15 protein-coding genes are annotated in these 20,954 nt (G+C 54.0%); 7 read left to right on the top strand and 8 right to left on the bottom strand.

The features are described from left to right. Window positions 1-189: 189 nt before the first annotated feature. The 5 genes from Poly59_RS01795 to Poly59_RS01775 form a co-directional block, all read right to left on the bottom strand. Window positions 190-1,701 carry a CmpA/NrtA family ABC transporter substrate-binding protein gene (locus tag Poly59_RS01795; RefSeq protein WP_146532362.1) on the bottom strand — a complete coding sequence of 504 codons (1,512 nt, stop codon included), beginning with the start codon at window positions 1,699-1,701 and terminating at the stop codon, window positions 190-192. Between the two features lie 306 nt (window positions 1,702-2,007). Beyond that, window positions 2,008-2,430, bottom strand: a complete 423-nt coding sequence (locus Poly59_RS01790) for a globin family protein (RefSeq protein ID WP_146532361.1) — start codon at window positions 2,428-2,430, stop codon at window positions 2,008-2,010. A 52-nt stretch (window positions 2,431-2,482) separates the two neighbouring features. Further along, complete coding sequence (locus tag Poly59_RS01785; RefSeq protein ID WP_246151305.1) at window positions 2,483-3,139, bottom strand: Tll0287-like domain-containing protein; 657 nt, start codon at window positions 3,137-3,139, stop codon at window positions 2,483-2,485. Between the two features lie 53 nt (window positions 3,140-3,192). Next, window positions 3,193-4,581 (bottom strand): cytochrome c3 family protein, encoded by a 1,389-nt coding sequence (locus tag Poly59_RS01780; protein ID WP_146532360.1) that lies wholly within the window; start codon window positions 4,579-4,581, stop codon window positions 3,193-3,195. A gap of 1 nt (window position 4,582) precedes the next feature. Continuing rightward, window positions 4,583-6,652, bottom strand: a complete 2,070-nt coding sequence (locus Poly59_RS01775) for an FAD-dependent oxidoreductase (RefSeq protein WP_246151304.1) — start codon at window positions 6,650-6,652, stop codon at window positions 4,583-4,585. A 560-nt stretch (window positions 6,653-7,212) separates the two neighbouring features. On the opposite strand from Poly59_RS01775, the gene Poly59_RS01770 reads away from it, so the two are divergent. Continuing rightward, window positions 7,213-8,874, top strand: coding sequence for an alginate export family protein (locus Poly59_RS01770; RefSeq protein ID WP_146532359.1), 1,662 nt, complete (start codon window positions 7,213-7,215; stop codon window positions 8,872-8,874). Between the two features lie 82 nt (window positions 8,875-8,956). On the opposite strand, the gene Poly59_RS01765 is transcribed toward Poly59_RS01770, so the two are convergent. Together Poly59_RS01765 and Poly59_RS01760 are read right to left on the bottom strand one after the other, a co-directional pair. Further along, complete coding sequence (locus Poly59_RS01765; RefSeq protein WP_146532358.1) at window positions 8,957-10,543, bottom strand: SPFH domain-containing protein; 1,587 nt, start codon at window positions 10,541-10,543, stop codon at window positions 8,957-8,959. After that, on the bottom strand, window positions 10,540-12,219 hold the full coding sequence (locus Poly59_RS01760; protein WP_146532357.1) for an SPFH domain-containing protein: 1,680 nt from the start codon (window positions 12,217-12,219) through the stop codon (window positions 10,540-10,542). The genes Poly59_RS01765 and Poly59_RS01760 overlap by 4 nt, the downstream gene beginning before the upstream one ends. Before the next feature lie 202 nt (window positions 12,220-12,421). Between Poly59_RS01760 and Poly59_RS01755 the strand changes: the two genes are divergently transcribed. The 6 genes from Poly59_RS01755 to Poly59_RS01730 all read left to right on the top strand — a co-directional run bounded on the left by Poly59_RS01755 (window position 12,422) and on the right by Poly59_RS01730 (window position 19,780). Next, the gene (locus tag Poly59_RS01755; RefSeq protein WP_146532356.1) at window positions 12,422-14,680 is read left to right on the top strand and encodes a ribonuclease R family protein; all 2,259 of its coding nucleotides are present in this window, start codon (window positions 12,422-12,424) and stop codon (window positions 14,678-14,680) included. A 186-nt stretch (window positions 14,681-14,866) separates the two neighbouring features. Beyond that, window positions 14,867-15,349: a hypothetical protein gene (locus tag Poly59_RS01750; RefSeq protein ID WP_146532355.1), complete on the top strand. Its 483-nt coding sequence runs from the start codon at window positions 14,867-14,869 to the stop codon at window positions 15,347-15,349. 112 nt (window positions 15,350-15,461) lie between these two features. Then, complete coding sequence (locus tag Poly59_RS01745) at window positions 15,462-16,859, top strand: glycosyltransferase family 39 protein (RefSeq protein WP_146532354.1); 1,398 nt, start codon at window positions 15,462-15,464, stop codon at window positions 16,857-16,859. 54 nt (window positions 16,860-16,913) lie between these two features. After that, window positions 16,914-17,828, top strand: a complete 915-nt coding sequence (locus tag Poly59_RS01740) for an alpha-1,2-fucosyltransferase (RefSeq protein WP_146532353.1) — start codon at window positions 16,914-16,916, stop codon at window positions 17,826-17,828. 78 nt (window positions 17,829-17,906) lie between these two features. Beyond that, window positions 17,907-19,076 (top strand): glycosyltransferase family 2 protein, encoded by a 1,170-nt coding sequence (locus Poly59_RS01735; RefSeq protein WP_146532352.1) that lies wholly within the window; start codon window positions 17,907-17,909, stop codon window positions 19,074-19,076. Continuing rightward, window positions 19,073-19,780 carry a class I SAM-dependent methyltransferase gene (locus Poly59_RS01730; RefSeq protein WP_146532351.1) on the top strand — a complete coding sequence of 236 codons (708 nt, stop codon included), beginning with the start codon at window positions 19,073-19,075 and terminating at the stop codon, window positions 19,778-19,780. Before Poly59_RS01735 ends, Poly59_RS01730 begins: the two co-directional genes overlap by 4 nt. 38 nt (window positions 19,781-19,818) lie before the next feature. Here Poly59_RS01730 and ald read toward each other — a convergent pair whose 3' ends face one another. Further along, window positions 19,819-20,922, bottom strand: a complete 1,104-nt coding sequence (ald, locus tag Poly59_RS01725; RefSeq protein WP_146532350.1) for an alanine dehydrogenase — start codon at window positions 20,920-20,922, stop codon at window positions 19,819-19,821. Window positions 20,923-20,954 lie beyond the last annotated feature (32 nt).

The following is a 20,954-nucleotide window of genomic DNA, read 5'->3' as shown; positions in this document are numbered from 1 at the left end:
CAAAAAAAACGATCCGCGGCCGGGCCGGGCGACGGGCACCGGACCACAGCACCCGACCCTTCATGGCCGCTTCACAAACTCGACCGATTGAGGCGGTCAACCGATCGAGAACGTTCGGCCTATGGACGGTCGCGATCATTTGCTGCCGTCGAAGTGTCAGCGAGTGACTCATCACGTGCTGTTTTCGAGCTACTGCTTCTCGAGCGTGCTATCTTCTTTATTCCCAATCGTAAAGCTGTTGATGTAGCCGATTGGGTCTTTTGCGTCGTAGGTGTTGCCGTCAATGAATTCCGAAGTCGGTTCGCGATAGCCGTCGTAGTCGGCGGCCGGGAACGCGTCCGCGTCGACCTTGCCTTCGGCAACCAGCATCGCCGAAGCTTTGCGGTAGATAGACGGCTTGTAGATTTTCTTGGCCGTTTCGGCGTACCAACTGGCCGGCTTGGGTTCGGTAATCTGTCCCCAACGACGCATCTGGGTTAGAAACCACACGCAGTCGCTGTAGTGAGGGAAGCTTGCCTGGTGGTCAAAGAAAACGTTGAAATCGGGCATCGGTCGAACGTCGCTTTTCTGAAAGACGAACGTTCCCAACATGGATTTTTCGATCACGCCCACGTCAGCTCCGACGTAGTCCTTCTTACTCAAAATCTGACAAGCTTCCTGGCGATTCACCAAGTTGCCATCTGCGTCTTTTTCATCGAGCCATTTGCCGGCTCGGATCAACGCTTTGACGACGGCGATGTGCGTGTTCGGATACTTCTCGTTCCACTGCTCGGAAACCCCGAACACTTTCTCGGGGTTGTTTTTCCAGATGTCATAGTTCGTTGTGACGGGAACACCAATTCCATCGACAACGGCTTTCTGATTCCAGGGTTCACCGACGCAGTAGCCCAGAATCGTGCCGGCTTCTAAGGTCGACGGCATTTGTGGCGGAGGAGTGACCGACAGGATCACATCTGCGTCTACGGTGCCTTGAATGTTTTGCTCGTTGTAGAAACCAGGATGGATTCCCGACGCTGCTAGCCAGTAGCGAATTTCATAGTTGTGCGTCGACACGGGAAATACCATGCCCATGTTGAAATCTTTACCATCTCTTTTGTATTGATCAACAATCGGCTTAAGCGAGTTAGCCGAGATCGGATGCTTGGGCTGCGGCTTTTTCAGCTCGGGGTCGTTCTCTTGCATCTTGGTCCAGATTTCATTGCTGACCGTGATGCCGTTCCCGTTGTAATCAAGGCTGTAGGCGGTGATGATCGGTGACGTCGTTCCGATACCGATCGTGGCTCCAATCGGTTGTCCGGCCAACATATGAGCGCCGTCCAATTGGCCATCAATGACTCGGTCGAGAAGAATTTTCCAGTTCGATTGTGCCTCGACTTCAACACTGAGCCCCTCGTCTTCGAAGTAGCCCTTTTCTTTGGCGATGACCAGCGGCGCGCAATCCGTCAACTTGATAAAGCCAAACTTTAAGTTCGGCTTTTCGATATTTAAAATCTCAGTCACGGCCGATTCTTCGGTCGGACTTGAAGCTGTCTCGCCGTCCGCGACAACTCTTTCTTCATCAGCTTTCTCCAGCTTTGCCGCCGCTGCCTCCAAATCTTCCAGCGTGATTGCGTTGCTGCTGCAACCGGCAATCGATGCGAGCATCAGAAGTAACAGGAGCAAGTGATGAGGCGCTCGGAGTCCGATGTGAAGCATTTGCATTCGGGATCAAATTGGATGAGGTGCGAAGAGGATGAGCTGCGAAGTACTAGACTTCTCGTCGGATTCGAAGTGAAGCAACCGATGAGCCAAACAGGTTTCACGCGTTCGGATTCCCTCGCAAGGTGCATCAAGCGTTTCGGTAAGTTGGTTCAATGGTGCGTATTCGCACGCAAGGCTTGTGGCGGCGTTGAAGAGTCTGGGGGGCCGGCCACCCAGCGGAGCTCGTGCAGCTGCTTAGCGAGATGGCAGGTGTCGATGCACCTGCCTCAGAAAACAGCACCTCGTTGCGGCGCTGTCGTTCGCGGTCTAGCTTGCCGCCTGCGCGTCGTGCGCGGCGTCAAGCATGACGTTGCTCAGCGTCAAATACGTTTCGGTCCAGGCGGCTTTGACGTCGTCGGTGAATGCTTCTCCCAGGCCTTTGTCCAGCGTCCAAAGCAGCGCTTCGCCCACTGTGGCGTAGCTCGAATCAGGCACACCGTATTGAACGTGCCGACGTCCTAATTCTTGCACTGCCGCTAGAATCGTTTCCAATTTCGTCAACGATGTGACTGCGAGATTGAGGGTAGCCATCAACTTCTTTCCCTGGTCCTTCATATCGCCTTTAAAGAGCGTTTTCAGCGACGGATCGAGTTCGAAAAGTCGTCCGTAGAATAATTCGGCGGCCTGTTCCGAGATGGGCTTCACCTGTGCCCAGGAGTCCTGCACGAGAGTAATTTGCTGTGGTGTCATGTTGAATGTTCCTAAGTGATGGATTGAGTTTGCATTTGAGTAGGGCTCTAGGTCATGGAATCGGTACACGTACCAGAACTCCACCCATCACATCGTCCTTGCCGAACTCGGGATAATCCGCGGCACGATCGGGGTGGTCGTTGTGGCAGGTCCAACATGCCTCAGCGACGGCGCGATCGGGGTAAACCGCAACGAAATACTTGTTGCCGCCAAGTTCTTCTTCGCCGTAATAGTTCTCGCCCGGATTGGCAGTGATGTACTTAAGCGCCGCCGTTTCGAACTCGCTTTTGGCTTTGTGCTGCTCGTTGAGTGGCCATTCACTGCGCAATGAATACGTGAATCCCGCTTCGGGATTTTCGTCGACGAGTTCGGCGCCCATGCGAAACATTTGGGCCGGCAATGGAATCGCATTGGTCGAGTCCATCCAGTATTCGTCGGCTGTAACGGGTGACGATTGCTTTTTCAAGTTGGTGACGACGTGCGTGGCGTAAACGGTTCGGTCAGCCATCATCACCGCGTGGACTCCATCAGCGAACTTTTGCGGCGTAATGCCAGCCGATGGTGTCGCCGAAGCAGCCGCAGGTTCACCACATCCGGTAGTGCAAAGCATCGCAACAGCAGTCGCGGTTACTGCAAATGCGGAAAGCATTGATTTAGCGCGACGGCGTTGAGGTCGCGCCGAAATGTTCGGGCAATTGTGTCGTTTCATCGTAGAGAACTCCAAGGGTAGGGCAGGGAACTAGGGAATGGATTGATTGGTCGTCAGCGGGAACTCTTCTGACGACGGGCTTCGAAGTATTCATGAGCCATTTGCAGGGAACGGATTCGAATGTGCGGCGGTTGGTCGTAGCAAGAGATTGCTAGTTCTGGGTCGGCCAACGCGCTAAGGGCGTATTCAAGGCCATGGCAGTGGCCACAAACTTCGCGTGCCATCGTCTCGCTTGGACGCAATACCGCGTTTTGATCATGGTTGACCCAAATTCCGTCGTCGCCTGTCAGCCTTGGCAGGTGGCAAGTGGCGCACGAAACGCCGCTTCCGGTCGGCAATTCGCCAGCCATTTCGGATCGCCAAAGCTGGGCGTGAGAGGAATCCGCATAAGCCAAAGAGTGAGAATCGGCATGGCACTTCTGGCAGGCTTCCACTGCCGCATGCCGGGTGTCAAATCGATGGCCTTCATGACACGCGTTGCAGTTCAGTTCTTGATGCGAAGCGCCAGCGTGCATTGGCAATCGTGCTAACGAAGGCAGCATCGGTGACATTCCGATGGACAACCGCATCCCATGCTTTCCGGTTTGAAATGAATCAACCTCGGACTTGTGACATTGCTCGCAAACCGACATCGCGACTCGGTCGTTCCAGGACGTTTCACCGGAGGCTTTTTTTTCATTGTGGCATTCGCCGCAGTTGACTCCTGCAGCTGCGTGCGCTGTCTCGGCCCAATCGGTTTCGATGGTCGATCCCGCTGGTTCGTTGCTTGGGCCGTCCGCGTCGGCGATATAAAGTTGGCTCTTGTCTGGGTGCCGTTCTATCCACTGTTGCTTGAGATTTCTCGATGGAACGATGGCCGATACCAGATGATCCGCCTCGCCATAGTGCACATCTAGAAATTTTTCGTACAGAGCTCGGTTATCGTGATAGTTGTGGCAACCGGCCGTTGCGCACGAATCGAATTTCATTTCAGCATGGGATGAGCGGGCGTCGCCGATATCTTCGTGACAGTGCCAGCAGTAGTCCGTTGGAAGTGTCAAACCCATCGACACGGTCTGTTCGGGCACGTGTTCGCGGTGACAAGTCAGACAGTCTTGCGCGTCCAAGATTTCCAGCAAATCCGCATTGCTGGGGTCGCGAAACTTTTTCGCTGGGTGTGTGTCGTTGACGAGAGTCAATTGATTGGCGTGGCATCGGTTGCACGCATCCGTCATCACGTTGCCGGCGGAATGACGCTCGGGATCGTCGGCCGCAAGATGACATGCGTTGCAATCCAGTTCGATTTGATAGTGGCCATGAGTGGTCTCGCCAGGCAGTAATGAAGCTTTGACCGACGACGGGGGGGCAACGAAGGCGTAGCCAAAATACGCGATCAACGCAAGATTGAGGCCCGACCACAACCACCACTGACTCACCTGTCCTGCAAACCATCTTGTCTGCATTTCAATTTCCACCGTCGGCGAACCAATAGAAGGAAACGATGTGCAATACCACCAAAGCGGGCAGTGGCCAGAACAACCACGTATGCACTTGCGTCAACCTGGGGCGCCATCGCCGAATGAACATGGCGGTGGCACCGGTGGTTCGCGATTCCATTCCGCTGGCAAATCCTGCGAGCGATCCAACGGCGGCAACGCTCAAGAAGGTTGCCGCCAAAATGAAATTTAGGTTCTCGCCCATTCGTAACCCGGTATGGACAGCGATGCTGATGATGACCAAGACACCGAGTACGGCATGCACTGAACGCCAAAATGCGTAGGTTCCAAATTGAAACCACTGCAATCGCTTTCGTAGAGAAAACGTCAGCCCGACTAATGTCAGACTGAGTGTCGTGTATCCGGTCACTTGACGAGGAAAGTCGTTTCGCCAAAGCACATCAATGTCACGCCATGCATCGGTGACACTGGTGGCAAATTTTGGCGCAGGAACTGTGAAGTACAGCAGTGCAGTCACTGCCGCCACGATCGAAGCCGCTAACATCGTTTTCGAACCCGCCGCCGGCTTCGACGACGAGTCTCTTCCGGTCATCTCACATAACAGCGATCGGCAACTGCCGCATGCGCTTGATGCGCCGGTGACGCGAGCAATTTCGTCGACATCTGTTTGGTCGTCGATGACGGCTTGGCTGATCTGGCCTCGCGTCACACCCAGGCAACTACAAACGATTGCATCGGCGGGCCAAAGGGAAATCGGCAGCGCATCACCGAGCGCCCAAGGCGATCCCGTCCGCAGGAAACGTGACCGTTGCAACGGCCAGATCATTTTCTGTTTGGCGATTGCTTGACGAATCTGCGGAACGCTTTCCCATGGTCCCACGCACGCGGCGCCAACCAACTTTCCTCGTTCGATTATTATTTTTCGATACGATTGATCGTCACGATGAGCCAGCACGATACCGTTGGTTGATTCGCCGATTACGCGGCCGAGCGTGACGACTTGGACGCCTAGCAATTTTAGTTCGGCTGACTCATCGGCACCTTGGAACATGATTTCCTGACCGCTTAGCCGACTGGCCAACACATCGGCCATCCGGTAACACGGTGCAACCAACCCATAGATGTGATCGCGAAAACTACAGCATTCGCCGATGGCAAACACGTTGGGATCCTTCGTTTGCAATCTCGCGTCGACGGCGATGCCGCCCCTGGGGCCCACCGCCAAGTCTGATTCACGAGCGAGGGAATCGTTCGGCCGCACGCCGGCCGCGATGATCAAAACATCGACGTTGATCGGGTCCGCATTTCCGAAGTGGATCGTCAATTGCCCCATCTGATTGGTCTTGATCGATTCTGTACGCCGAACCAAATGGACGTCGACGCCCATTGACTCGACATGCTGTTTCAATCTGGCGGCACCGTCTCGGTCGAGTTGCCGGGGCATTAGCCCTGGTGCCATTTCAATCACGGATGTTTGCAGCCCGCGATCTCGCAGGATTTTTGCGGCCTCCAGGCCAAGTAGTCCGCCGCCGATTACGGCGCCAACGGTGGCTTTACGTTGAGTGATGTGGTGATGAATTCTTTCTAGATCATCGATGGTTCGGTAAACGAACACTCCTTCGCAGTCACTTCCTGGGACCGGTGGGACGAACGCTCGCGAGCCGGTTGCCAGTACCAACTTGTCGTAGGGATAGTGGTTGCCGTGATCGTCAACAATCTTGCGTGCTGAGCGATCGAGGTGCTTGATGACACAATTCGTTTTGAATTCGATTTCGTGTTCGTCGTACCAATCGCGACGGGCTAGCAGCAGGCCTGTCTCGCCATGCCCTTCAAACATCCGAGATAAGTTGACGCGATCATAAGCCAACCTGGACTCGCTGCCAAAGATCGTGACATCAAAGTTTTTAATCGCACCGCTGTTAACCAATTGCCGACAAAGCTGATGTGCAGTCATTCCTCCACCAACGATCAGCAGTCTCGTTCGAACGAGCGATGTGTTCGCGGCGAATGTGGGCGGCAGTGACTTGTTCTCGGTCGCGATCGACAAATGCGAAGTTCCCTTGGTGCAATCAAACAACGCGGCTGGAATAGCCTCGTAGAATTTTTATAGGGATCGCTCCGCCTAGCGAACCGTCGCGGTGACACACCGATACCTGTGCATCAACGACGCATATCGATCGATCTCGAGAAGCAACCGACGTACCGCCTGCCTGTGAAACACGGATTCACACGGGCTAAGTCAAAATTGGCTCCGCTAAACACCACGCAATTGCGTCTCAGGTAGCCAAACCGCCGGTTTTGGGTTGAGCCGTTTCCTGCTCCTGCATATCTGGGATGCAGCGATTGCGCGTGGACAGGGCACTTCGAGTTGATCGGTTGTTCGGATTGCAGCAAATGTTTCGGATGTTGTGTCAGTCGAAACGACGTCACGTATTTCAATCGTGAACGCCGATATCTGATCCAAGATGCACACCAGCACGCCGGAGTTGGAGAGTGTCGCGTTGCCGCCATGGATCGGTTGGCAAAAGGTTGTTGATTCAGGCGGATCGCAACGACTTGGCTTTAATCCATCGCCCCAGTCTCGTTTATTCGCCATCAGACCCGACCAATCTCACTAGAGGAAGGAACCTCGTCCCTATGCAAACTTTCTACCATTCGCGCCGGCGTGCGCTCGCAGGATTACTGCTGAGCGGCCTCATGACAGGGCAAGCGGCTTTCGCCGACTCGCCTTCCGATATCGTTGACTTATCGCTGGGCGAATCAGTCCAACAAGTCACCGTCTACTCGCCGCTACAGGATGGCGGTGAGTCGGTTGCCATTCCCGAGCCGATTGCGATCGACGCTCCGGTCGAGGAATCGATCGACGTGATGCCCGCGCCCATCGCGAGCCCTAGCGAAACCTACTCGCAACCGATTCTGATGGATGCGGCCCCTTGCAACTGCTGCAACACGCCATGCTGCACCAAGGAAAAGAAAGAGGCCGCTGCCGCCAAGATGAAGGGTGCCTACAAGGGCGTCTTCTATGCGAACGACTTCAGCTATCTAAATGACCCCTGCTACGACGGCAAGCCGATGCTGGGCGATTCTTTGAAGGGAATGTACGACGGCAAGCTCGACATTGGTGGCGAAGCGCGTGTGCGTTACCACGATGAAAACAACATGCGCGGCCTCGGTTTGACGGGCCGCGATGATGATTTTTGGCTGACCCGTTTGCGGTTCTTTGCCAACTATCGGGTCAATGAATACTTCCGACTTTACGGTGAGTATTTGTACGCCGACTCGGGCGGCGAGATTTTTAACAATCGCCCGATCGAAGAGAACCGTGGTGAGATCCAGAACTTGTTCTTGGACACCAAGTTGACCGAAGACTTAACGCTTCGTGTTGGACGTCAAGAATTGTTGCTTGGGGCTCAGCGCTTAGTTTCTCCACTCGATTGGGCTAATACCCGCCGCACGTTCCAAGGTGTGCGCGGAACTTACATCGGCGATAACTGGGACGTCGACGGATTTTGGACCAACCCGGTCAACCGAAACGCGTCGACCGAAGACAAAATCGACGATGCCAACGAAAATCAACAGTTCTATGGTGTCTACGCAACTCGCAAGGGTTTGGATATCGGAACGGTTGACGCCTATTACCTTGGTTACAACAACGATGATGCCGACTTCGACTACCACACGATTGGTACTCGAGTAGCGGGTGATACCGATGGTGGACTGTTGTACGAGTTCGAAGGCGGCGTCCAATTTGGATCGAACAGTCCTGGATTTGGCGATCACAGCGCCGAGTTCATCACGGGCGGTTTGGGACGTAAGCTAGACTTCGGCGATTGGAAGCCAACCGTTTGGTTCTGGTATGACTACGCATCGGGTGGCGATGACGTCCCAGCAGCTCGCGGTGACGACAGCTTTGATCACTTGTTCCCACTTGCGCACAAGTACAACGGTTTCATGGACTTGTTTGGTCGTCGCAACTTGCACGACATCAATGCTCAGTTCATCACACCGTTGTTCAGCAAAAAAGTGTCGTTGCTGTTGTGGTACCACCACTTCTTCTTGGACCAATCGACCACCCCGTACGGTGTTACCATGGCGCCGTACAACGCAGCCAATGCGGCGGGTGACAAAGAACTTGGCCAAGAAATCGACGTGTTGTTCAACGTGAACTTGAACGCTCGGAACAACGTGTTGGTCGGCTACTCGCACTTCAATGCGGGCGACTACTACAAGACGACACCGGGCGTAGCAAGCAGCAACGATGCTGACTTCTTCTACTTCCAGTATCAAACCCAGTTCTAAGGCAACTTAGTCACCGAGAATTTGAAAAGAAAACGCCGCGTGGGACGAAACACGCGGCGTTTTTCGTAACCTCGAACAAACACTACTTTTTCAGGGGTAGGGTCGGTTGGATGTTGTTCAGGTCCGTCCACAGGGTGCCTTCGCCGGCGTAAAACAGTTTTAGTTCTAGGTCGCTAGGCAATTGTTCGGCAAATTCCCACTTGTTGAAAGCGGCGGGTGATCCGAACGCTTCCACTGCCAAGCGAAACATGTCCGCGGTGGCTTCCGCGGCGACCTGTTTAGCCGATGATTCGGCCCGTCCAAGCAAAACCGTCTTTTGGGCATCAAGTTCGGCGGTTTCGCGATCGATTGCGGCAATCAGTTGCGTCGTCGATGCTTCGATTTCTTTCGCTTTCTTTTCGCCTTCGGCTGCAACACCTGCTCGCATTCGATCGGTATCGACGCGAGTCCGTTCGGCTTCTAGCAGAACCTTGCTTTCGGCTTCCCGAAGCTTAGCTTCAATCCGTGCTGTTTTCGTTTCTTCGTCGCGTGTCAGACGCAGTTCGTCAGCGACATAGCCCTTTTGAATCGGTTCGCGGACTTCTTTGGGAATGTAGATGTGGCGAACCAAACCGTACAGCAGCGAGATGTTCTTGCTGGCTAGCACGGATTTGAATTCGTCACTGACTGATGTCTGAAACTCTTCTCGCGATTCGCCGATCAAGAGTTCAACGGCGCCCATCTTCGATCCGTTGTTGCGACAGATACTTTCGCTTTGCGGCTCGATCACTTTTTCTTCGACGGCGTCGATGTTTCCAAACGTCCGTACAATGTCCGCGGCGTGAATGGGCATCACGCCCCAAATGGTCGAGAAGTCCAACTGGATGTCGAAACCGTCGTTGCTCGGGAAGTTAATCCCCGTTCCGGCAACGGCAAGCGGTTCACCCTGTTCGTCGTACATCGGCTTTTTCATGCTGTCGACCATTTCCGAGACTTGGATACTCGTTTCGCGATAGCCGACGTTGATGATGTCGATTTGTTGCTCTTTGGGATTGACCGGATACAAGCCTGGCTGCATGACCTTGTCTTGGATACCTGCTTTTACACCGATTGCCCGATTGTCGGTTTGCATCGTCACGACGCCCACATATCCGGTCGGGATTTCGACCCAGCCGCTGGTCTTTTCTTGACGACCGATCGTGGTCACTTCGCGACCGACAATTTTGAATTCAAACGCATAGGGATTGGCACGGTATCGGCCGGGACCAAACACCTTGCGCAAGATTCCTTTTTGGTTGGCTCGGTTATCACCGTCTAGGTCACCGTCAACCAGAAACTCGCCGGCAGGCAACGGAGTACCTACCTTGCTGGTCACGACTGCGATCTGGCCCGGATAGACGATTTGGTCCGGCACGATTGTGCGTTCCCAGTAGATCGGGTTGTAGAAATGTCGTCCGGGGCCGCGCATCTCTTCCATGACGCCGATTTCACCTTTGCGTGCAAGACGTCCCGGTTCGGGTTCGCCTGCGGTGTGGATGACCAGCGGTCCTTTGTAACGCAGCAACAGGCTGTGACCGTCTGGCACGTAAACGCGGCAGAGGAACCACAGGAATCCGAGATACATAAAGACGGCGACCCAAACGAAGCTGAATATCAGTCCGGCGAGCGATTTGTTTCGTGTCAAACTCATTCCTGGGCTCCCGAATCTTGGTTGTCGGATCGTGCGTTTTTGTCTTCAGTTGGCTTCGTTTCTGGTTTGATTTCAAGCTTGTCTGCCGTCTCAACCTCAGGATTGAATTCGCTAAAAATGTCCATCAAAGGACTGTCGGCTGTGTTGACCATCAGTTGGCGGTAGCTTGGCGCCAGCTTCTTCAGCAGGACCCATCGCGCGAACTCGTCGCCGCTATCGCCGTAGGCTTCGACTGACTTTTTCCATCCGGCCGCCTCTGCTTCGTTTTCAAAGTTGATGACTTCTGCCGCTGCGTTCCCGCGTGCGGTGATTGCATCGGCCTGATCTTTTGCCGCAGACAGTTCGACTTCGGCAACCTTCCGGCGTTGTTCGGCGCCAATGACAGCGACTTCCTGTTGGCGTTGTGCTTCGACGGTCAGTTTGACGACTTCTTGTTCAACGGCGATCAAGACTTGCTTTTGCTTGACCAGTTCTTGCTCAACTTTCAAGTTTTGCTCGCTAAGCTGTTGCTCGATTTCTTTTACGTACTGTTCCGATTGTTGCGCAGCGATTTGACGTTGGCGAACGGGCAGTGCGATTTGTTGCGGCGGCGAAATTCGCGTGATCAAAGCTTGGATAATTTCGATACCTTGAGTTTCGCAAAGCTCTTCCAGCGTTTTTTGAAAGTCTTGTTGGAATTCCAGTCGTTTTTCGCCCAGGATGAAGTCACGTCCCGAGTTGTCACTGCCACGCAAACGACAGAATGAACGGGCGTTGGGCAGAATGATTTTTTGGATGATCTCTTCTTCGACGACGGCATCGTTCCCGCGGTCATTGAACCCATCGTTGTAGGTCACGAAGACTTCTGCGGCGCGAACCGGGTCGACTCGGAATTCGATTCGACCATCAAGTTTGACCCAGAAACCGTCGCGGCTTGGGAAGCCCATTTCGCCGCCGGTGGACAAATTGAATCGTTGGCTCCGGCAATCGACCAGGTTGACTCGTTTGACGTAGGGGTTGATGTAGTAAACGCCCGGATCGAGTGTTTCTTTCTGAACACCTCGCTTGCCGGCTTCGACGATCAATTGATTGGGGTCATCAGCGGGCGGTCCCGACAGCAGCGTCACCACACCGATGAACCCGGCAGGGATCACAACGGGTTGATGCAGTTCGACCAGTTCGATGAAGTTGTTGCGGTTCGGTTTCGGCTGAGTGTTGGCTTCGTAAACGATCGCATTAAGCGGGTAGCGTCCAGGTCGAAGGACTTCGCCGAAGATGCCTTTTTCGGTTTGCTTTTCGGCGATCAAATTGCCATAGCCTAGGTCGTCACCGTAAAGTCGAATGCGAACGCCAAGGCGGTTTTCGGGGACTTCGACCTGGCTAACGACGTCCCAGTCCCAATTCCAGGGGTTATAGAAATAGCGGCCTTCGGTCAGCACCTTCTCTTCGATGCCTTTGAACTTGCCGGATTGTTCTTCGGGCACGATTTCCATTTCGTTGGAAATCTCTTGACCGGTCTTTTTGGTCAAGACTGCGATCTTTCCGCTGGGGACTTCGATCTGGCAGAACATGAAAACCCAAAGGGTCAGTCCCACTAATCCGCCGATCCCGACCAGGGCAATGGCGCCAAAACTGCCGGCTCGTCGCAGTCGCCGCAACGCCTCAGCTTGACTGGAGTTATCGAAATTTACCGACATTTGATCGCTTTCTAGCACTACGAAAGAAACTCTAGAGGAACACCCCCCGGATCTACGGGCACCGAAACTTAGCTCCTAGAGGCGCTCGAAACGCAAAAAACTTCGGGTTGCAGCCAGATTCTTGTGGGAGATTCCTGTCCTACGGCCGTCGTGGATAGGATGGCCCGTTAGGGCTTGCTGCGAAATCGGATATCCTTCAGCAATGGATATCTCAAATGAATTGGCCGATCGCTTGATGCGATTGGTCGTCTCGGCAGACTACAAGCCGAGCAAACCCAAACAAATCGCGGCTTTGATGAATCTCGATGGCGATGGCTATCGTGAACTCAGGCGTGTGGTCAAACAATTGGTCCTCGAGGGCCGTCTCGTCTACGGATCGAATCATCTGGTTTTCAGCACCGGCAGTATTGGCGGTCCCCAGGACACCGTCCGCGGAACATTTCGCCGTGCGATGGGCGGCGGATTTGGATTTCTGCGTCCGAATCATTCCGGTGATGCCGGATCCGATTTGGTTGAAGACCTCTTTGTGCCACCCGGTTCGACTGGTGGGGCGTTGGAAGGTGATTTGGTCCAAGCCAAAGTCCGCCCGAGTCGCAAAGGCGGCAACGAAGCGGCGGTCACCGAGGTGCTGCAGCGTGCACGCCGGCAGTTCACCGGTACGTTTCGGTTGATCAGCGGAAAGCCTTTCGTGTTCCTTGATGGGACACCCTACGAACAACCTGTGTCGGTCGGTGACGTTCGTGGGTTGCCACTTGAAAACGATGACAAGGTGTTCGTCGAAATGGTCGAGTACCCGCTCGACGATGGATCGGGCGGCGAAGCGGTGATCTTGGAACGACTGGGCAGCAGCAGCAATCCGGCGATCGATACTCTGACCATCATGCGTCAGTACGCGCTGCCGGATGAGTTCCCCGAAGCGGTGCTGGATGATGCTCGCAAGCAAGCCGACGCATTCGAAGACGGTGTTGTCCCAGACGGACGTAAGGACTTAACCAAGCTACTTACGATTACAATTGATCCATTTGATGCGCGCGACTTTGATGATGCGATTTCGTTAGAACGCGAAGAAAACCGTTGGCGGTTGTGGGTCCACATTGCCGACGTCAGCCACTTTGTTCCGATCGGCGGCGCGCTTGATGAAGAAGCCAAGCACCGAGCGACCAGTGTCTACTTGCCCGACCGTGTGATACCGATGATTCCGGAAATCATCAGCAATCACTTAGCCAGTTTGCAGCCCGATAAAATTCGGTTGGTCAAAACGGTCGAGATCGAAATGCTCGATGATTTGACGATCACGCACATCGAGGTTCATAACGCCGCCATCCACAGCGACATGCGTTTGAACTATGAACAAGTTGATCAGTTCTTGGCGGCGCCCGAAACGTTTCCTGAGAAATGGGGCGAACCGGTTTGCGACTTGTTGCTGCGGATGCACAAGCTTGCCATGCAAATGCGAAAGGCCCGTTTCAAACGTGGCGCGCTATCGATGGACATGCCCGAAATCAAATTGGAATTTGATCGTTCCGGCAAAGTCAAAGGCGCGTTTCGAACCGAGAATACTGAAAGCCATCAGATCATCGAAGAGTTCATGTTGGCTGGCAACCAAGCTGTTGCGACATGGCTGGATGGACTTGGACTTGGATACCTTCATCGAATTCACCCATCGCCCGAGCGTCGCAAGCTGCGACAATTGAGCATGTTCTGTAAAGACTTGGGATTGAAAGTCGATAACGTCGAAAGTCGTTTCGAGATTCAAGCCGTCTTGGACATGGTTGCGGGGACGCCACTTGAAGACGCGGTTAACTTTGCAGTGCTCAAGAGCATGAACAAGGCCGTGTATGGCCCGCAAACCGATGGGCACTACGCGCTCGACATGGAACATTATTGTCACTTCACCAGCCCAATTCGCCGCTATCCTGACTTGACGGTTCACCGCTTGGTTCAGAAGTTGCTCGATGGCGTGAAGACACCGGACGATCCGTTCACATCGCTGGTAAAACTCGGGTTCCACTGCAGCGATATGGAACGCAATGCGGCCCAAGCCGAACGTGATTTGATCGAATTGAAGTTGCTGCACTTCTTGAAAAAGCACATCGGCGAAACGATGGAAGCGGTGATCAGCCGAGTCTTTGCCGACGGCATTCACGCAAGATGCATCAAGTTGCCCGTCGACGGTTTTGTGCCGATTACGACATTGCCGGACGACAAGTATCGGTTCGAACGTCGTGGCAACATTTTGCAGGGTCACAAGGAAGGCAATCGATACCGTCTGGGAGATCTGCTGACCGTTCGAATTGCCAAGGTCGATTTGCAGGATCGGCAACTGTACCTCGAAGTGATCAAGAACCAGACAGCCCGTGGTGAGTCGAAACCGCTGGCCAAGACGAGTTCTTCGAAACCGAAATACAAGGCGAAAAGGCAGGCGGAACGGCGCGGTAAAAAGAAACGCAAGAATCGTTGAGACGACATTGGTGTCGTCGATCGGATGATCGTCGAATGATCACCATACGGTTGCAGTGGTGGTCGGAACGACCGCAGGCACGAATAAAAACCGCCGAAAAGCACAGCCTGCTAGTTTTGTCACGATTGGCATGATCCATGCAGCACCTAATCCCGGATTACCAACCACTCATTTGGGCTCGCCAATATGTCACGTTACGTTACTGCGTTTTTGTTCATCGTCGTGTGCATGCCGGTCGTTTCCCAGGCCGCTGACTCAACACCGCTTGCCCGTTTGGCGGCACAGTATCACGGTGAAGTGAAGGCATTTGAAAAAACTGTAATTCAGATCCGTGGTATCGATCGTTTTGACGAACGTCTGGTCGATCGCTGGGACGACGAAACGGCGAGGCTTTCGTTGGCTGCCAAGAACCCTCGGCACTTCAATCGGCTATTTCACCAATGGCAAGCGGTTTCGAAATTGGAAGCGCAAGCCGAGGCGGCGATTTTTGGTAAATACACGCCGCACCACGATTTGATCGGTCAATTCGAGCGTGTCTTGTACGCGCGACAGTTGTTCGTCGAAGAATTTATCTTGCATGTTGAAAATCCAACCCACATCGACACGGTCCGCCGACTGGATCGACCCTCGGCAAGGCGAAGTAGTTACCTGCCGAAGCTTGCAAACTAAAGACTTCAGTCGTCTTTCGGGATTTCGTTCGTGACGATTGCCGCTATCGGTATTGGGTCAGATGATCCGCTAGGATGGTTGTTTTAATTGCCCTCCTAGTTTGAGTCGTCATTTGCGTAAATTCGTTGTTGTCTTGTTGCTGGTACTGATCGCGGTGAAGACGGCAGCGGTGCTTGCGCGTGGGCCGGTTTCTATTGAAATGGATGCGGCCGGCTATTGGCGACTGAGCACCAGCGTGATGGGCGGGGATCTGTTGTTGATGGATCAGCCGATCGCTTATCGGACGCCGGTGTATCCGTGGTTCGTCGCGACGGTGCGGTCGGTCGCCGGTTCGCAAGCTCTGCTTTGGATCGTGGTCATCCAAGGGCTGCTTTGGGTGGCATCGTTGTGGATCGCTGCCCGGTTGGCGAAGCGGATCACTCGTTTGCCGTTGGCATTGCCGCTGACGCTGTTGGTTTCATTGCCGGCGGTTTCTGCGATTGTCTTTAGCGCCACGTTGCTGTCCGAGTCGCTGTTCGTGTTTGCGCTGATGCTGAACTTATCGGCAACTCAATCTTACTTTGAACGAGAGACCAATACGTCAGCTGTTTGGGTGGGAGTAACGTTTGCGCTGATGTTGTTGACTCGTCCGATCGTCTTGTTGCTTTGGATTCCTCACGTGATCTTTTTGGGGATGGTTCATCTTCGTCGCCGATCGATGCGTCGCCCTTCGGCGGCTTTGGGGTTGAAGTCATACGGGTTGAAGATGCGTAGCCGAGTGCTACATGTCTTGATCGCCGGCGGCGTGATCGCTGCGATGGTGATGCCTTGGCTAGCGCGAAATCAGGTGATGTTTGGAAAACCGTTTCTGACGGAGTTTGTCGGTCGGAACCTGTGGGTCGTCACGTTTCAAGACGGGTCGGGGGCGGGGCTGGCCATTCCCGATTCGGTTTCCGGCCGGTCGCTGAAGGCTCGGCTCGATCGAGTGGGAGTGGTTGAGGGACGCGATGCGACTTGGTTGGTTTCGGATGGGTTAACTCGATCGGGACTTAGTGATCCACAAGCGGATCAGTTGATGAAAGCAGTCGCGATTGAAGCGATCAAGAAGTCGCCGCGAGTGTTCGCGGCAAAGGCGGTGCGTCGTTACGTCAACGTCTGGCGAACACGCGCGACTGATTTGCCGACACAGGGAGACACTGGACAGTTTTTTGGCCAGACCAAGTGGCAAAAATCGATCCCGTTGGTCGACGGGATTCTGCGTTATCGAGCTAGCAATTTGCTTTGGGCGAATACGGGATTGATGATCCTGATCGCAATAGCCACACTATCGATGGTGGTTCACAGGCCCACCCGGTTGCAGGGTTTGTGGCTTGCCATGTGTTTCGGTTACTTCACAGTCATCACAGGCAGTTTCGAGATTCCAGCGTATCGGTATCGAATGGTGCTGGAGCCCGTTGCTGCCCTGGTCGTCGGCGCCGGTCTCGCAATTGTGTTGTCAAAGCGGACTCGAGCTGCTCGACCGATCAGTTGAAGGCACCGGTTTGGATGCCGGGTTCATCATTCTTGATGGTTGCGATTAACGAACATGATTATCATCGCTCGGAAAACAGGTCGGTTGGGAAACCGACTGAAGCTGTTTTCACACTTCATCGCGTTTTCGGTTGAACACCAAATACCAATCGCGAACCCATCGTTCTATAAGTACGCACACCTATTTCGTGGCACGCAGCACAGCGATTTGTGGTGTCGGTATTTACCAGGAGTATCGGATAAGATTGATGCCACCAGCCAGGGTATGCGTCGGCTGGCGATACCGCAGTGGAGCAGGGGAGTTCTGTATCAATCGTTGCACGCCTTGCTGGAAACGTCAACGACGGTTGGGCTGAAACACTGGCCGATGACGATTCATTCGATTGACCTGGGGCAATCGTGCCAGATCAACAAGGATCCCTTTTTAACGCTTGCGCAACAGAGAAATGTATGGGTTCGCGGGTACCGCTATCGCTGTTCGGAATTAGTCGTCAAGCATGTCGAGAAAGTCCGCGACTTCTTTCAACCTACGTTGTCGGACCAACAGCGAGTTGATTCGGTTCTTGAGTCCGCGCGGTCACGGGCTTCGATGGTGGTAGGGGTCCACATTCGCCATGGTGACTATAGAACGTATCTCGATGGCAAATACTTTTACCCTGCGTCTGCCTACTTGGCTATCATGCGTCAAGTCACGAGACTCTATCCGGACCAAACGATCGAGTTTGTCGTTTGCTCTGATGCAAAATTTTCCGCCGATGAATTTAGTGGTGTCAACGTTCGGATCAGTCAAGAATCGCCTCAAGTTGACATGTATACTCTAGCGGGTTGTGATTGTTTGATTGGTCCGCCCAGTTCATTCACGGAATGGTCGGCGTTTTACGGTGGGAAGCCGCTATATAAAATAGTCGATATCAAGCGAGAGCTTCAGTTGAGCGATTTTGAGTTTCGAATCAAATCGATGATTGCTTAAAGCGACTATTTTTCATTGTCACCGAACCGTTGATACGAAGGCAGGGCATTGATCGACAACTTAGAACTTTCGGTCGTTATGCCATGTCTCAACGAAGCTGACACGCTCGGCATTTGCATCGAGAAAGCAATCCGGGCGATGGACGAAGCTGGGATCCGCGGCGAAGTCGTGATCGCGGACAATGGCAGTACGGATGCATCAAAGTCAATCGCCGAAGGCTTGGGCGCAAGAACGGTTGACGTTGTCGAGCGAGGTTATGGCGCGGCGCTGATGCACGGCATCGAGGCGGCGCACGGCAAGTACGTGATCATGGGTGACGCCGATGACAGCTATGACTTTCTTGAAATACCGGCGTTCGTCGAACGGCTGCGTGAAGGGTTTGACTTGGTGCAAGGTTGTCGGTTGCCTCGCGGGGGTGGTCGAGTGATGCCTGGGGCGATGCCGTTTCTGCACCGCTGGTTTGGAAATCCAGCGCTGTCTTGGTTAGTGCGTTTGATGTTCCGGATTCCGATCAACGATGTGTACTGTGGTATGCGAGGATTTACTCGCGACCTTTACGATCGATTGGATTTGCGATCGCCGGGAATGGAATTCGCGACCGAGATGATCATCAAAAGCGGATTGCATCACGCGACGATGTCACAGGTGCCGATCACGCTTCATCCGGATGGACGCAAGATACATGGTCCCCATCTGCGAACGTTTCGTGATGGTTGGCGGACGCTGCGATTGTTCTTGGTCTTCAGCCCGAAATGGACCTTTTTTAGACCCGGCTTGGTTTTGATTGCGATTGCTCTGATCGGCTACGCGCTGGCGATTCCGCAAGTTCGAATTGGCGGTGCGGCGCTGGACGTTCACACACTGTTGGTGGCAAGTCTGGCGGGATTGTTGGGTTGGCAATGTGTGTTGCTTGCCACTTTGGCTCGAATTTTTGCCGCACGCGAAGGCATGATGCCGCCTCACGATCGATTGGAAAAGCTAACCGTCGAACGCGGCTTGGTGTTCGGTTTGGTGGCTGCGGCAATCGGCGTTGTCTTGATCGCGGCGGTTATCGTGCAGTGGTATCGCGTGGATTTCGGACGTCTTGATTATCCGCAGACGATGCGATTGGTCGTTCCGGGGGTGACCTTGGTCGCGATCGGATTTCAAACAGCGATGGCGGCATTGATGGCGGGAGTGTTGAAAATGCACCGTCGTAACTTTGCGAATCGCCACCCGGCTAGCGAAAACCAGGGAGCACGCGCATGAGTGACGCTCAATCAACGGCGAACATCGTTCGTCATGTCGCTGCGGGGCAGTTGTGCTGTGACCCGCAATGGGAAGCTGCGTATGAACGATTTGAAACGCCGGAGGAAGAAATCGAGAAATTTCTGAAACGGCTTCGCAGGTTTGGATTGGACAAGGCGGACAAGAAGTCGTCCGTGATTGAACTTTTTTGCGGTCGCGGCGGCGGTTTGGTTGCGCTACAGCGATTGGGGTTCACGAACGTCGAAGGCGTTGACTTGTCGGATACGTTGTTGGAGCGATACGACGGACCAGCCCAGCTTCATTTAGCGGATTGTCGATCGCTGCCGATGGACGATTCTGTTTATGACATTGCGATCGTGCAAGGTGGTCTGCATCACTTGCCAACCTTGCCCGCCGACTTGGATGAGTCGTTATCTGAGATGCGTCGAATATTGAAGCCAGAGGGCCGACTGTATGTGGTCGAGCCTTGGATGACCACATTCCTGCAGTTGGCTCATGCGATCACCAATCAGCCGATCGTTCGCCGACTTTATCCGAAGGGTGATGCGTTGGCGACGATGACCGAGCATGAAGCGGAAACGTATTACCAGTGGCTAGGGATGCCGGATGTCTTGATGCAAAGTTTTGAAAAGCACTTTGAGACGCAGCAGTGTGAAACGAGTTGGGGCAAGTTGCTGTGGGTTGGCAGACCCTGGCCGGTGTAGGTCGTTGGCGAGCGACAACTTACGTCCCTTGCCCGCGATTAGATAAGTGGTGACGCCGCTTGATTAAACGCAGACGCGACGCCGGAGTGGACGATCTTGCCGGCGTGAATGTTGATCGCGCTGCGTAACGGATTGGTTGAATTGATGACTTCGGATGCACCCATTTCGGCTAAGCGTAGCACCCATGGCAACGTTGCATTGCAGAGTGCAAAGGTGCTGGTGCGACCGACGGCACCCGGCATGTTGGCGACACAGTAGTGGACCACTTCATCGATCACGTAGGTCGGTTCGCTGTGCGTGGTCGGGTGACTGGTTTCGATACAGCCACCTTGATCGACGGCAACATCGATGATGACGCTGCCAGGTTTCATTCGTTTCAAATCTTCGGCGCGAACCAATTGCGGCGCCTTGGCACCGGGAATTAACACTGCTCCGATCACCAAGTCGGCTCGTTCGATCTGTTCAAGAATGTTGTGGCGGTCGCTGTACAGAGTGTTGACGTTGGCCGGCATCACGTCGTCGAGGTAGCGAAGTCGATCGAGATCGACGTCCAGGATTGCTACGTCAGCTTGAAATCCCGCTGCGATTCTTGCAGCGTTCGCACCGACTATCCCGCCACCGAGGATGGTGATGTGCGCGGGTGCGACGCCGGGGACGCCGCCCAACAAGATGCCGCGTCCCATTTGTGGCTTTTCAAGGTACTTGGCACCCTCTTGGATGCTCATTCGCCCCGCCACTTCGCTCATCGGTGTTAGCAGCGGCAGCCGACCTTTTTCATCACGCAATGTCTCGTATGCCAAGCAGGTTGAGCCGCTGCTGACCATCGCATCGGTCAGCGTTCGGTTTGCGGCAAAATGAAAATAGGTGAATAGCATTTGGCCGGGCCGAATGTGCTCGTATTCAGCAGCCTGCGGTTCTTTGACTTTGACAATTAAATCTGCTTGGGCGAAAACGTCGGCACCCGTGGCAACCATTTCAGCGCCTGCGCAAAGGTAGTCATGGTCGGCAAGTCCGCTGCCTAAACCGGCACCCGATTCGATTAAGACTTTGTGACCTTTTTGAGTAAGCATTTCGACCGCGACAGGCAGCATCGCGACACGGTACTCGTCGATTTTCACTTCACGCGGGACGCCAATGATCATGTTGGTCTTGCTGGTTGATGACAATATGAAAT

The organism is Rubripirellula reticaptiva (assembly GCF_007860175.1).
GTDB classification, from domain to species: domain Bacteria; phylum Planctomycetota; class Planctomycetia; order Pirellulales; family Pirellulaceae; genus Rubripirellula; species Rubripirellula reticaptiva.
The sequence above is the reverse complement of the archived record's forward strand: the minus strand, read 5'-3'. Positions and strand labels throughout refer to the sequence as shown.